At 67.4% G+C, this 13,658-nt stretch carries 12 protein-coding genes; 9 read left to right on the forward strand and 3 right to left on the reverse strand.

Annotated features, from left to right (window positions below):
- Positions 1-29 precede the first annotated feature (29 nt).
- From QX048_RS24390 to QX048_RS24420, 7 genes are all read left to right on the forward strand, one after another.
- Positions 30-1,415, forward strand: a complete 1,386-nt coding sequence (locus tag QX048_RS24390; RefSeq protein ID WP_315754473.1) for a pitrilysin family protein — start codon at positions 30-32, stop codon at positions 1,413-1,415.
- Positions 1,415-2,794 (forward strand): pitrilysin family protein, encoded by a 1,380-nt coding sequence (locus QX048_RS24395; protein ID WP_315825380.1) that lies wholly within the window; start codon positions 1,415-1,417, stop codon positions 2,792-2,794. Before QX048_RS24390 ends, QX048_RS24395 begins: the two co-directional genes overlap by 1 nt.
- A 1,179-nt stretch (positions 2,795-3,973) precedes the next feature.
- Entirely contained in the window at positions 3,974-4,393 is a 420-nt protein-coding gene (gene arfB / locus QX048_RS24400; protein WP_315825381.1) for an alternative ribosome rescue aminoacyl-tRNA hydrolase ArfB, read from the forward strand.
- A gap of 221 nt (positions 4,394-4,614) precedes the next feature.
- On the forward strand, positions 4,615-4,932 hold the full coding sequence (locus tag QX048_RS24405; protein WP_315716717.1) for a c-type cytochrome: 318 nt from the start codon (positions 4,615-4,617) through the stop codon (positions 4,930-4,932).
- A gap of 1 nt (position 4,933) precedes the next feature.
- Complete coding sequence (locus tag QX048_RS24410; protein WP_315716702.1) at positions 4,934-5,329, forward strand: VOC family protein; 396 nt, start codon at positions 4,934-4,936, stop codon at positions 5,327-5,329.
- Between the two features lie 49 nt (positions 5,330-5,378).
- Positions 5,379-5,927 (forward strand): gluconate 2-dehydrogenase subunit 3 family protein, encoded by a 549-nt coding sequence (locus tag QX048_RS24415; RefSeq protein ID WP_315716701.1) that lies wholly within the window; start codon positions 5,379-5,381, stop codon positions 5,925-5,927.
- 36 nt (positions 5,928-5,963) lie between these two features.
- Entirely contained in the window at positions 5,964-7,532 is a 1,569-nt protein-coding gene (locus QX048_RS24420) for a GMC family oxidoreductase (protein ID WP_315716700.1), read from the forward strand.
- A gap of 196 nt (positions 7,533-7,728) precedes the next feature.
- On the opposite strand, the gene QX048_RS24425 is transcribed toward QX048_RS24420, so the two are convergent.
- Positions 7,729-8,040, reverse strand: a complete 312-nt coding sequence (locus tag QX048_RS24425) for a ribbon-helix-helix domain-containing protein (RefSeq protein WP_315716699.1) — start codon at positions 8,038-8,040, stop codon at positions 7,729-7,731.
- A gap of 198 nt (positions 8,041-8,238) precedes the next feature.
- Here QX048_RS24425 and mutL point away from each other — a divergent pair, with 198 nt between their 5' ends.
- Positions 8,239-10,092, forward strand: a complete 1,854-nt coding sequence (gene mutL / locus QX048_RS24430; protein ID WP_315825382.1) for a DNA mismatch repair endonuclease MutL — start codon at positions 8,239-8,241, stop codon at positions 10,090-10,092.
- Positions 10,093-10,314: 222 nt separating this feature from the next.
- Here mutL and rsmD read toward each other — a convergent pair whose 3' ends face one another.
- Entirely contained in the window at positions 10,315-10,869 is a 555-nt protein-coding gene (rsmD, locus tag QX048_RS24435) for a 16S rRNA (guanine(966)-N(2))-methyltransferase RsmD (RefSeq protein ID WP_315825383.1), read from the reverse strand.
- Between the two features lie 9 nt (positions 10,870-10,878).
- Positions 10,879-13,059 carry a pseudouridine synthase gene (locus tag QX048_RS24440; RefSeq protein ID WP_315825384.1) on the reverse strand — a complete coding sequence of 727 codons (2,181 nt, stop codon included), beginning with the start codon at positions 13,057-13,059 and terminating at the stop codon, positions 10,879-10,881.
- Between the two features lie 131 nt (positions 13,060-13,190).
- Between QX048_RS24440 and QX048_RS24445 the strand changes: the two genes are divergently transcribed.
- Positions 13,191-13,637, forward strand: coding sequence for a nucleoside deaminase (locus QX048_RS24445; RefSeq protein ID WP_315825385.1), 447 nt, complete (start codon positions 13,191-13,193; stop codon positions 13,635-13,637).
- Positions 13,638-13,658 lie beyond the last annotated feature (21 nt).

A 13,658-nucleotide genomic window follows, 5' to 3' on the forward strand; every position in this document is an offset into this window, starting at 1 on the left:
GCCCCGCCCCGCGGGCCTTCAGAAGGATCATGATGTCCTCGCACCGGTTCATTCCCGTCGCCGCCGCGCTCGTCTCCCTCATCGCGTTCACGGCGGGCGCTTCGGCGCAAACGACGTTCGCCTCCGAGCCCCCCGCCAGCTTCACCCTCCCCAACGGCCTGCAGGTCGTCGTGATCCAGGATCACCGCACGCCGGTGGTGACGCAGATGATCTGGTACAAGGTCGGCTCCGCCGACGAGACGCCCGGCAAGTCGGGCCTGGCGCACTTCCTCGAACATCTGATGTTCAAGGGCACCGAGAAGCATCCCGCCGGCGAGTTCTCCAAGACGGTGCTGAAGATCGGCGGCAATGAGAACGCCTTCACCTCGGTCGACTACACCGGCTATTTCCAGCGCGTGCCGCGCGATCAATTGCCGAAGATGATGGAGTTCGAGGCCGACCGCATGACCGGCCTCGTGCTGAAGGACGAGAACGTGCTGCCCGAGCGCGACGTGGTGCTCGAAGAGTACAACATGCGCGTCGCCAACTCGCCGGAAGCCCGTCTCAACGAGCAGATCATGGCGGCGCTGTACGTCAACCACCCCTATGGCCGCCCGGTGATCGGCTGGCGGCCGGAGATCGAGAAGCTCGGCCGTGAGGATGCGCTGGCGTTCTATCGCCGCTTCTACGCGCCCAACAATGCTATCCTGGTGATCGCCGGCGACACCGACGCCAAGGAAGTGCGCCCGCTCGTGGAGCAGACCTTCGCCAAGATTCCCGCGCAACCCGACATCCCCGCGCGCCGGTTGCGGCCGCAGGAGCCCGAGCCGGTGGCGCCGCGCACGGTCACGCTGGCCGACCCGCATGTCGAGCAGCCCTCGATGCGCCGCTTCTATCTGGTGCCCTCGGCCACCACCGCGGCCCCCGGGCAGTCGGCCGCGCTGGATGTGTTGGCGCAACTGATGGGTAGCGGCAGCAACTCCTATCTCTACCGTGCGCTCGTCGTCGACAAGCCGCTCGCGGTCAATGCCAGCGCGTCCTATCAGGGCACGTCGCTCGATCCGAGCCAGTTCTCGATCGCGGTCGCGCCGCGTCCGGGCGTCGATTTCGCCCAGGTCGAGGCTGTCGTCGACAGCGTCATCGCCGAGATCGCGCAAAACCCGGTCCGCGCCGAGGATCTCGAACGCGTCAAGACGCAGCTCATCGCCGAGGCGATCTACGCCAATGACAACCAGGCCACCATGGCACGCTGGTATGGTGGCGGCCTCACCACCGGATTGAGCATCGAGGACATCCGGAGCTGGCCCGACCGCATCCGTGCCGTGACCGCCGAGCAGGTGCGCGCCGCCGCGCAGACCTGGCTGCAGAAGAAGCGCTCGGTCACCGGCTATCTGATCAAGGACAATGCGGCCAAGCGCGAGGAGAAGCGGTCGTGATGAACACAATGACCTTCGCCCGCCGCTTCGCCTGCGTTGTCGCCGTCGGCGCCGCCGCGCTCACAATCGTTCCTGCCGCCCATGCGGCGACCAAGATCCAGCACCTGGTGTCGCCCGGCGGCATCGAAGCCTGGTTCGTGCAGGACGCCACCGTGCCGCTGATCGCGATGGAATATGCGTTCCAGGGCGGCGCCTCGCAGGACCCCGTCGGCAAGCCCGGCGTCGGCAATCTCGTGGCCGACCTGCTCGACGAAGGCTCCGGCGATCTCGACTCCAAGACCTTCCACGAGCGGCTCGACCGCCGCGCCATCGAGCTGAGCTTCCAGATCTCGCGCGATCAATTCCGCGGCTCGCTGCGCATGCTGCGCGACAACAAGGACGAGGCGTTCGAGCTGCTGCGCACCGCGCTGACCTCGCCGCATTTCGACAGCGCCGACGTCGAGCGCATCCGCTCGCAGGTGATCTCCGGCCTGCGCCGCGAGACCACCAATCCGAGCTCGCTGGCGGGCCGCAAGTTCCTCGAGCTTGCCTTCCCCAACCACCCCTACGGCCGTCCGGCGAACGGCACGCTGGACAGCGTGCCGACCATCACCGTCGACGATCTCAAGGCCTATGTCGGCCGCGTGCTCGCCAAGGACACGCTGAAGGTCGCGGTTGTCGGCGACGTCGACCCGGCCACGCTCGGCAAGCTCCTCGATCAGACCTTCGGCAGCCTGCCGGCCAAGGCCACCTTGACGCCGGTGCCCGACGTCGTCGCCACCATGCCGCCGCAGCGCGCGCTCGTGCCGCTCGACGTGCCGCAGACCGTGATCACCTTCGGCGGTCCCGGCATCCGCCGCCACGACCCGAACTTCATGGCGGCCTATGTGGTCAACCACATCCTCGGCGGCGGCGGCCTGTCGTCGCGGCTCTACAAGGAGGTGCGCGAGAAGCGCGGCCTCGCCTACTCCGTCTACGACGCGCTGCTGTGGATGGATCATTCGGCGCTGTTCATCGGCAACACCGCCACCCGCTTCGACCGCGCCGGCGAGACCATCGCGGCCGTCGAGCAGGAGATCCGCCGCATGGCCGAGGAAGGCCCGACCCAGCAGGAGCTCGACGAGGCCAAGTCCTACATCAACGGCTCGCAGATGCTGGCGCTCGACACCTCCTCCAAGCTGGCGCAGGCGATGCTGCAATATCAGCTCGACAAGATGCCGATCGACTACATCGAGAAGCGCAGCGAGATCGTCAACGCCGTCACCCTGGACGACGCGAAGAAGGCGGCGAAGCAGCTCTGGAGCCAGGGCCTGCTCACGGCCGTCGTCGGCCGCACCCCGCAGGCCGCCGCCGAACCGTCCCAGGCGCCGGCCACGGCCCCGGTGACCAAGACGAACTGAGCGGGGCGCGGAGCTTCTCTCCTACGAGCACGTTGTTAGTTGCTCGGCATGCCCGGGCTTGTCCCGGGCATCTACGTCGTTCCGAGGACGCTGGGCCACGTGGATGGCCGGGCCTTCGCTGCGCCGAAGCGGCTTCGGCCGCGCAGGCGGGACAAGCCCGGCCATGACGAACGATCGTGGCCAACCACCGCTGGCGCCACAAAAACAGTGTCGTCCCGGCCTTGAGCCGGGACCCATACCCCCAGGGCGATGTTTGAGGCAGCTTGGTCATTGGCATCTGCCGCCCCACCTCGGCTGCGGCGAATGGGTCCCGAGTCGGCGCCGTCAGCCAGGCTTCGCGTCGCTGACGGCTTGCCCGGGACGAGCGCGGGAGGACCGCGCGATGACTTCCGATAAAAATAATATTCTTGCTATTTTTCGGAATTCATGATTTGATCCGCCCATCCCGTCTCACTGCGGAGGGGCGTTGCGCGCGATCGTCACGACACGCGAGGCGGGGAGCGGTGGCCGCGAGAGATCGCAGCGTCTTCTCACGAGGACGCGGACGAACGATGTCTTGCGGACGTGAAGTCGCAGCGTCCTGATACCCCGATGCTGGTATCACGCGCTGATGCGCAAGCATCATGCGCAATGGTGGCCAACACGCCCGGCGCACCAGGGAGACTGCGTATAAGCGTGAAGCCCATCGCGCGGGGAATGCCGGGATGCCTCGGCTGAACCTGTGGTACCTGCCGCCTGCATTTTTTTCGCAGGCGGGCCATGGGTGCGGCCAGCGCCCGGCATTCCCCGCGCCCTCTGCATGCTCGCGAGGGACGAACTGATCGCAGACCTCGGGCATCAGATGCCGCGAGAACGCGCTGACATGTCGTCACCTGCGGCCGCTGTTTGAACCGTGAATCCGCCTCGCACACCGCTGTCGTCCCGGACAAGCTGCGACGCGCGCCAGCGCGGCGCAGATCCGGCACCCATACGCCGCAGCCGACGTGAGGCGGGAGGTGTCAGCGGCCAGCCTGCCCCAAACTGCTCCCTGGGGTTATGGATCCCGGCGTTCGCCGGGATGACAGTGGAGATTCTGGCGGCGGTCTCGGGCCGCCAACCGCGCCTCGCCATGACGCCCCGCGCACACCTCCCCTAAACCCGCTATGGTGGGCGCGAAAACCTCGATTCCACTGGTGCCCCATGCTGCGGATCTCCCGCGACCTCGCCATCAACGAAGACGACATCGAGATCTCGTTCGTCCGCGCCTCCGGCCCCGGCGGCCAGAACGTCAACAAGCTGTCGACCGCGGCGCAGCTGCGCTTCGACACGACCCGGATCACCCTGCCGGAGGACGCCGCCGCACGGCTGGCGCGGCTCGCCGGACAGCGCATGACCAAGAACGGCGTCATCGTCATCCAGGCCGAACGCTTCCGCACCCAGGAGCGCAACAAGGCCGATGCGATCGAGCGTCTCGTCACGCTGTTGAAGGAGGCGATGATCCGGCCGAAGGTGCGGCGCCCGACCAAGCCGACCTTCGGCTCCAAGCAGCGCCGGCTCGAAGGCAAGAAGATCCGCAGCGACGTCAAGGCGGGACGCGGTGGGCGCCGCTTCGACGATTAGTCCGCAACGCTGACATATCCTGCGACTGGACAAGTCCTGCGCACGCTTTGTTCCGGCCGAAACAGCCCGCTACTACCACGGCGCTCTCGCTGCGACCTAGTCTCATCAAAAATGATGAGAGAGGATCGATGTCGGGACGGCGTACGGCGCAAGAGCTGCTGATTGTTTTTGGACTAGGATGGTGCGGCGCAGTCCTGAGCACCACGATTGCATCGGCGCAGATGGCCTTGCCGTCGCCCAAGCCTGCCGACGGCGCGACCTTGTTCAAGCAGCAATGCGGCGTCTGCCATACGCTGAGCAGCGCCGAGCCGATGCGCCAGGGGCCGCCGCTGTCGAAGGTCGTCGGCCGCCGCGCCGGCTCCGTCGAAGGCTTCCGCTATTCGGCCGGCTTCGCGAAAGCTGATTTCACCTGGGACGAGACCAAGCTCGATGCCTGGCTGACCAACCCGCAAGAGCTGATCCCCGGCGCCGTGATGGCGTATCGCCAGGCCAAGCCCGACGTGCGCGCCGCGATCATCAACTACCTGAAGGACAATTGAGATGGCCAAACCCGTTCATTCCATGATCCGGGTGCTCGACGAGGCCAAGGCGCTCGACTTCTACAAGCGCGCCTTCGGCCTGGAGATATCAGACAATCTGCGCTTCGACGGCTTCGCGCTGATCTATCTGCGCCATCCGTCGTCGCCCTTCGAGGTCGAGCTCACCGTCAACTACGACCGCAAGGAGCCGTATACGCTCGGTGACGGCTACGGCCATCTCGCTGTCGTGGTCGACGATCTCGATGCCGAGCATGCCCGTTTCGAGCGCGAGAACCTGGCACCAGGCCCGTTGCGCGATTTCAAGCACAATGGTGCGACACTCGCGCGCTTCTTCTTCGTCACAGATCCCGACGGCTACAAGATCGAGGTCATCCAGCGCGGCGGCCGCTTCGGATGAGCCGCTGACCACGAAAATACACCAAACAAAAACCCAACGGAGGATACCCATGAGAGAAGTCGATCGCCGCAACAAATACGACCGCCGCGTCTTTCTCAAGGGCGCGGCCTCGACCGTGCCGGCCGCAGCCGTGGCTTCCGCGACCGGCCTCGGCATTGCCGATGCCTGGGCGGAGGATGCCAAGGCGCTGACGCCGGCCACCCTGAAGACACTCGTGAAGGTCGCGCGCGACATCTATCCGCACGACTTCCTCGCCGACCGCTACTACATCACCGCGGTCAAGCCGTGGGACGGCAAGGCCGCGGAAGATGCCGCCGTGAAGGCAATGATCAATGACGGCGTCGCCCGGCTCGACCAGGACGCGCGTGACCGCCACAAGGTGCCTTACGCTCAGGTGCCGTGGGAGGCCGACCGCGTCGCGCTGCTCCAGGGCATCGAGCAGACGACCTTCTTCAAGACGCTCCGCGGCGACCTCGTGGTGTCGCTCTACAATCAGAAGGAGCTCTGGCCGAAGTTCGGCTACGAGGGCTCCTCCGCCGAGCATGGCGGCTACATCAACCGTGGCTTCTCCGACATCGACTGGCTGCCGAAAGCCTGACGCCGGCGAACAACAGAAAACACGGAGGAAACCACCATGGCAAAATTCGACCAGAACGATTCAAGCGTCGTCGTCATCATCGGCTCGGGAGCCGGCGGCGGCACGCTCGGCAACGAGCTCGCGCAGAAGGGCATCAAGGTCGTCATTCTCGAGGCGGGCAATCGCTACGAGATTCCCGACTTCATCAACGACGAATGGGAGAGCTTCACCCAGCTCGCCTGGACCGACATGCGCACGACATCCGGGACCTGGCGCGTGGCGAAGGACTTCGCCAACCTGCCGGCCTGGATCGTCAAGGCGGTCGGCGGCTCGACCGTGCACTGGGCCGGCGCCTCGCTGCGCTTCGATGAGCACGAGTTCAAGGCCCGCACCACCTATGGCGCGCTGCCCGGCGCGAGCCTGTTGGACTGGCCGGTGACGCTCGCCGAAATGGAACCGTGGTACGCCAAGGCCGAGTTCAAGATGGGCGTCACCCGCACCAACGACATTCCGGGCCTACCCGGCAACAACAATTTCAAGGTGCTCGAAGCCGGCGCCCGGAAGATCGGCTACAAGACCGTGCACACCGGCAACATGGCGATCAACTCGCAGCCGCGCGACGGCCGCGGCGCCTGCCAGCAGATCGGCTTCTGCTTCCAGGGCTGCAAGTCCGGTGCGAAATGGTCGACCCTGTACACCGAGATCCCGAAGGGCGAGGCCACCGGCAATCTCGAGGTGCGGCCCAACAGCATGGCGATCAAGATCGAGCATGACGCCTCGGGCAAGGTCACCGGCGTGGTCTATGCCGACGGTCAGGGCAAGATGCAGTTGCAGAAGGCCCGTATCGTCGCCGTCGCCGGCAACTCGATCGAGAGCCCGCGGCTTCTGCTCAACAGCGCCTCGAACATGTTCCCGGATGGACTTGCCAACTCCTCCGGCCAGGTGGGGCGCAACTACATGCGGCACATGACCGGCAGCGTCTATGCGACGTTCGAGAACCCGGTGCACATGTATCGCGGGACCACCATGGCCGGCATCGTCCGCGACGAGGCGGCGTTCAATCCGAAGCGCGGCTTCGTCGGCGGCTACGAGATGGAGACGCTCTCGCTCGGCCTGCCGTTCATGGCCGCGTTCCTCAATCCCGGCGCCTGGGGCCGCAGCTTCACGGCGGCGATGGAGACCTATCCGCGCATGGCCGGCATGTGGCTGGTCGGCGAGGACATGCCGCAGGAGACCAACCGCATCACGCTCGATCCTGTCGCCAAGGACAAGTTCGGCATGCCGGTCGCCTCAGTGCATTTCGACGATCATCCCAACGACGTCGCGATGCGCGCCCACGCCTACAAGCAGGGCTCGGCGATCTACGAGGCGGTCGGCGCAACCGTGACCTACCCGACCACGCCCTACCCCTCGACGCACAATCTCGGCACCAACCGGATGAGCGAGAAGGCCAAGGACGGCGTCGTCAACAAGTTTGGCCAGACCCACGACGTCAAGAACCTGTTCGTCTCAGACGGCAGCCAGTTCACTACGGGGGCTGCGTGCAATCCGACACTCACCATCGTGGCGCTGGCGATCCGCCAGGCGGACTACATTGCTGGCGCGATGCAGAAGAAGGAGATCTGATGGGCAAGTCCTTGCTGTGTTGAGTACACGGCTTGCGACGATGACGGTCAGCGCCTCCCCCGCTCGCGGGGGAGGTCGCATCGCATCGAAGATGCGATGCGGGTGGGGGAACGCTGCGGCGGGACTGCCGCTGTGGCGCCCCCACCCTCGCCCTCCCCCGCAAGCGGGGGAGGGAGACAAGACAGCGGGGCCGTGGCTACTCGGCCGCGTCCATGATCGCCGCCGCGGTAAATTCCGGCAGCGTCGCAGTCGCCTTTGCCCGATAGATCAGACAGGAGCAGCGCAGCAGCGACGCAAAATTCTTCACCTCGCCGTGATGGTCGAGCACCTCGGCGTACAGCGTGGTCACGAACTTGGCGAGGCTCATGCCTTCCTTGGCGGCGATCTCCTCGAGCGTGTCCCAGAACGCCATTTCGAGCCGGATCGACGTGCTATGGCCGCCGATCCGCAACGAGCGGGTCTGCGACTCATAATCGCGCTGAGGCTGGTGTGCGAACAGATGGCACATGGGCTTCCTCCGGCTGATCGTTATTTTTGCGAAACGATATACTGGCCCCGCCCGCCTCACAATCCCGTTGGAGAAGGTTGCTTTTCTCTGCCGCAGCGCATGAAAAAAGCTATTCTCACCCCACATTTGCAACGTGACCGCCGCAGCGCCGCGCGCCTTCAATATCCAAGCCAGCCAGCTTTCAAGTTCGTTCGCACCATGCCCGTCCGCCAGCTTCCCGAACAGATCGTCAACCGCATCGCCGCCGGCGAGGTGGTTGAGCGGCCGGCGAGCGTCGTCAAGGAGCTGGTCGAGAACGCGATCGATGCCGGCGCGAGCCGCATCGACATCTTCACCGACGGTGGCGGCCGGCGAAAGATCGCGATCACCGACGACGGTGGCGGCATGACGGCGGCCGATCTTGCGCTCGCGGTCGAGCGCCACGCGACATCGAAGCTCGACGACGAGGACCTGCTGCAGATCCGCACCCTCGGGTTCCGCGGCGAGGCGCTGCCCTCGATCGGCTCGGTGGCGCGGCTGTCGATCACGACGCGGCACAGGAGCGAGCCGCATGCCTGGGCGCTCGCGGTCGATTGCGGCGACAAGTCGCCGATCGTGCCGGCCGCGCTGAACCAGGGCACCCGCGTCGAGGTCGCCGATCTCTTCCACGCCACGCCGGCCCGGCTGAAGTTCCTCAAGACCGACCGCACCGAGGCCGAGGCGATCCGCGAGGTGGTGCGGCGGCTGGCGATGGCGCGGCCCGACATCGCCTTCACGCTCGCCGGCGAGGAGCGCGCGCCGGTGACCTGGGCCGCCGCGCTGCCCGGCGCGCCGGGCCAGCTGACGCGGCTCGGCGACATCCTCGGCGCCGACTTCCGCAGCCATGCGATCGCCGTGCGCAGCGAGCGCGATTATGTCGTGGTCGAAGGCTTCGCAGCGGCCCCGGCGCTGACGCGCGCCAATGCGCTTGGGCAGTATCTGTTCGTCAACGGCCGCCCGGTGCGCGACAAGCTGATCCTCGGCGCCGTGCGCGCAGCCTACGCCGACTATCTGCCGCGCGACCGCCATCCTGTCGTGGCGCTGTTCGTCACACTCGATCCGCGCGAGGTCGACGCCAACGTGCATCCGGCCAAGACCGAGGTGCGCTTTCGCAATGCCGGCCTGGTGCGCGCGCTGATCATCCACGCGTTGAAGGAAGGTCTCGCCCGCGAAGGCCGCCGCACCGCGGCCAATGACGGCGGCGCGACCATCGCCGCGTTCCGCCCGGCCTTCGCGCCACCGCGGCCCAACGTCGGTCCGATGAATTGGGACTGGCAGCGCTCGCCGTCGGCGCCGGTGATGCCGCATTTCGGCGGCTCCGTCCCTGCGGCGGCGCCCTCACCAGATCTCGGGTCGTTCGGGCTTGCGGAATCCTCTCAAGCGGCCTTCGACGTCGGCACGCCCCGCGCCGATCTTCGTCTGCACGAGCAGCCGGCCGCGCCCGACCTGCTCGACCGTCCGCTCGGCGCTGCGCGCACCCAGATCCACGACACCTACATCGTGGCGCAGACCCGCGACGGCCTCGTCATCGTCGACCAGCACGCCGCCCATGAGCGCATCGTCTATGAGCGGCTCAAGGCCTCGCTCGCGGCGCATGGTGTGCAGCGGCAGATCCTGCTGATCCCGGACATCGTCGAGCTCGATGAAGCCACCGTCGAGACGCTGCTCGCGCGGACTGATGAGCTTGCCTCATTCGGCCTCGCGATCGAATCGTTCGGTCCTGGCGCGGTCGCGGTGCGCGAGACGCCGTCGCTGCTCGGCAAGATCAATGCGGCGGGGCTGCTGCGCGATCTCGCCGAGCACATGGAGGAATGGGGCGAGGCGCTGCCGCTGGAGCGCCGCCTGATGCACGTCGCCGCCACCATGGCCTGCCACGGCTCGGTGCGCGCCGGCCGCCGCCTCAAGCCGGAGGAGATGAACGCGCTGTTGCGCGAGATGGAGGACACGCCCAACTCCGGCCAGTGCAATCACGGCCGCCCGACCTATGTCGAGCTCAAGCTCGCCGATGTCGAGAAGCTGTTCGGAAGGAGGTAGGAGACGACCTGGCGATCGACGAGGAATGGCACGACGGCAGATACAAACGAGCTGTTGTCCCGGGCAAGCCGCAGCGGCGCCAAGCGCCGCGAAGGCGCAGACCCGGGACCCATACGCCGCAGCAGACGTAAGGGAAAAGATCGACGTGGCGAGCAGCACGCATCCCAACGTGATCCTGTGGTTATGGGCCCCTGCGCTCGCCTGGGCGACACCGAGCGAGGATCAGGCGCTACGCAAGAACACAAATTCGGTGTCGTCATAGGCGCGGCGCTCGAGCTCTTCGAACCCCTCGGGCGCCTTGAACGCGGCGGCCTTGGACTCTTCCACCACGAGCAGCGCCGATGGCACCAGCCAGCCGCCGTCGCGCAACGAGGCCAGCGCCTTCTCGGCCAGGCCCTTGCCATAGGGCGGATCGAGAAACACCAGCGAGAACGGCTCGACCGGGCGCGCCGGACCGAGATTGGTGGCATCGCGGCGGTAGACCTTGGTGACACCGCCGAGGCCGAGCGCCTCGACATTGTTGCGCAGCAGCGCCCTTGCCTCGGCGCCGTTGTCGACGAACAGAGTGAACGCTGCGCCGCGCGAGACAGCCTCGATGCCGAGCGCGCCGGTGCCGGCAAACAGATCGAGGACGCGTGCGCCCTCGATCGGATCCTCGTAGGCGTGGACGAGGATGTTGAACAGCGCCTCGCGCAGCCGGTCCTGCGTCGGCCGGATGTCGCGCGAGGCGGGCGAGGCGATGTTGCGGCCCTTCAGCCGTCCACCGACGACACGCATCGCACCACCCTACTCGTCCTGCGGCGTGATATCGCGCTTGCCGTGATAGCCGCGCTTCGGCCGCCGCGGCGGCCCGGGGAAACGCGCCTCGGCCTCGTGGCGCTCGCGCGCCTCCTCGCTGCCGGTGCGCTGGACCAGCACGCGCCGGCCCTTGCGGTCGGCAACGACCTCGCGCTTCGGCTTGGGCTTCGGATCGGGCAACGGCTCGCGACTACCCTTGCCGGCCGGACCGAGATCGGCGCCCGACTGCGCGATGATCTTCTCGCCGAGTTGCTCGCGCAGCACCCGCGTCTTGACCTCCTGCACCTCGCCCTCGGGCAGCTCCAGCAGCTGGAACGGACCGTAGGAGACGCGGATCAGGCGGTTCACCTCGAGGCCGAGATGGGCGAGCACGTTCCGCACCTCGCGGTTCTTCCCTTCGCGGATCGCAACGACCAGCCAGACATTGGCGCCCTGGTCGCGCTCCAGCGTCGCTTCGATCGGGCCGTATTTCACGCCGTCGACCTCGACGCCTGCGGCGAGCTGGTCGAGCTGCGCCTGCGTAATCTCGCCATGGGCGCGGACACGATAGCGGCGTGTCCAGCCGGTGTCCGGCAGTTCGAGCACGCGCGCCAGCCCGCCGTCATTGGTGAGCAGCAGCAGCCCCTCGGTGTTGAAATCGAGCCGGCCGATCGAGATCAGGCGCGGCAGGCCTTCGGGCAGATTGTCGAACACCGTCGGGCGCCCCTCGGGGTCGCTGTGCGTCGTCATCAGCCCGCGCGGCTTGTGATAGAGAAACAGCCGCGTGCGCTCACGCTCCGGCAACGGCGCGCCGTCGACCTGGATCACGTCGTTCTCGGTGACGTCGAGCGCCGGCGAGTTGATGATGCGGCCGTTCACGGTGACGCGGCCCTGCGTCACCATCTCCTCGGCATCACGGCGCGAGGCGAGGCCGGCACGCGCCAGCACCTTGGCGATGCGCTCGCCAGCCTTGCCGGGCTTCGGCGCCTCGTCGGACACGACGCGCTTGGTCCGCTTGTCGGTCTCGGGCTTGCGCTCGCGATACGGACCGCGGCCGCCGAACGCCGGACGCTTGGCGAAGACCCGGCTCTCGTCCTCATTGTCGCGACGCGGCCGGTCGGCGAAATCACCGCCCCGACCTTCGCCACGCGGATGCTCCTGCCACTCGCTGCGACCTTCGGGACGTTGGCGCGGGCGATCGAACTTGCGGTCGTCGCCGCGATCGCGCGGCCGGTCGAATTTCGGACGGTCGGATGTGGGCCGGTCGAACTTGGGACGGTCCCCGCGTGGCCGATCGGAGGCGGAACGGTCGAACTTCGGACGATCGAATTTGGGGCGATCCTCGCGTGGGCGATCGGACTTGGGACGGTCGAACTTGGGACGGTCGAAGCTGCGCGCACCATCGCGGGGCGGGCGGGCGCTGCGCTCCGGTCGATCGCCGCCCTCACGCTTCTGCCACGGCTTGGACTCGCCGCGGGCCGGACGGTCGCCGAATTCCTTGCGCGGACCGCGCGGACCGGCGCCGAATTTGCGCTCGCCGCGATCGCCGTCAGCGCCGCGGGAAAATGTCTTCTCGCCGCCGAACTTCCGCTCCGGCCGATCGCCACGCGGCGGCCGGTCACCGAAGCTGCGCTCGGTGCGCGGACGGTCGCTGCGATCGCGGGCGCCCCCGCTGCGCGGCGTATAGGGGCGCTTCTCACCGTCACGCTCGCGCGGCGCGTAGGGCTTGCGTTCGCCGAACTTGCGCTCGGAGGATCGCGCCGCCGGACGGGCCTCGTCGCGATCCGTGCGCGGCGCGTAGGGACGCTTGCCGCCGCCACCCGCGTCGCGGTCGAATTTCGGCCGGTCGCCGCGCGGCTTGAAGGCGCGCTTCTCGCCGTTCTCACCCCGCGGCGGACGCGCGGCAAACGGACGGTCGCCGCGCGGACGCTCATCGCGGTTGAAGCGCGGCTTTTCGCCAAAGGATTTGCGCGGCGCATCGCCGTCGTCGCGGCGGCGCGGTGCACGGCCCTCGTCGAACGAGCGCTTGCCCTTGGCCCCCGCCGCCTTGTCGCCGAAGCCGCGTTTGGCGAACTTCTTCTCCGGGCCGCGCGCAGCGCCCGAGCGTCCCTTAGTCCCTTCGGAACGCCCTCGCGGGGCGCCGCCGCGGCGGCCGCGGGAATCGTTGTCTTTGTCGGTGTCGCGGGGCATGAAGGTCTCACTTTGAGGTGCGGGACGTCGCGTGGTACGCGCGCTCTGAGCAGCGCCTGTCACGCGGGAAATCGAGGTCCGGTTTTGCTGAAGGGCGATGCAGTACCAGACTTATCCGGGCATTACGAGCCATGAACGCTCCTTCTTTCATGGATCTGGCGTTGAAAGCGGCCGAATCGGCCGCAATTTCCGGCGAGGTGCCGATCGGCTGCGTCGTGGTGCGGGACAACGTGGTCATCGCCACCGCCGCCAACCGCACTCTGACCGACCGCGACCCCACCGCCCATGCCGAGGTCCTGGCGCTGCGCCAGGCCGCGCAGGCGATCGGCAGCGAGCGGCTGGTCGATTGCGACCTCTACGTCACGCTGGAACCGTGCACGATGTGCGCTGGCGCCATCTCCTTCGCCCGCGTCCGCCGGCTGTATTATGGGGCCGCCGATCCCAAGGGCGGCGCCGTCGAATCCGGCGTGCGGTTCTTCTGCCAGCCCACCTGCCACCACGCGCCGGAGGTCTATTCGGCCGTCGGCGAGCAACAGGCGTCGCAGATGCTGAAGGACTTCTTCAAGGCGCGGCGCTGACGAGGCCTCGCCCCGGCCGCA

This window comes from Bradyrhizobium sp. SZCCHNS30572, assembly GCF_032484415.1.
In the GTDB taxonomy this organism is placed as follows: Bacteria; Pseudomonadota; Alphaproteobacteria; order Rhizobiales; family Xanthobacteraceae; genus Bradyrhizobium.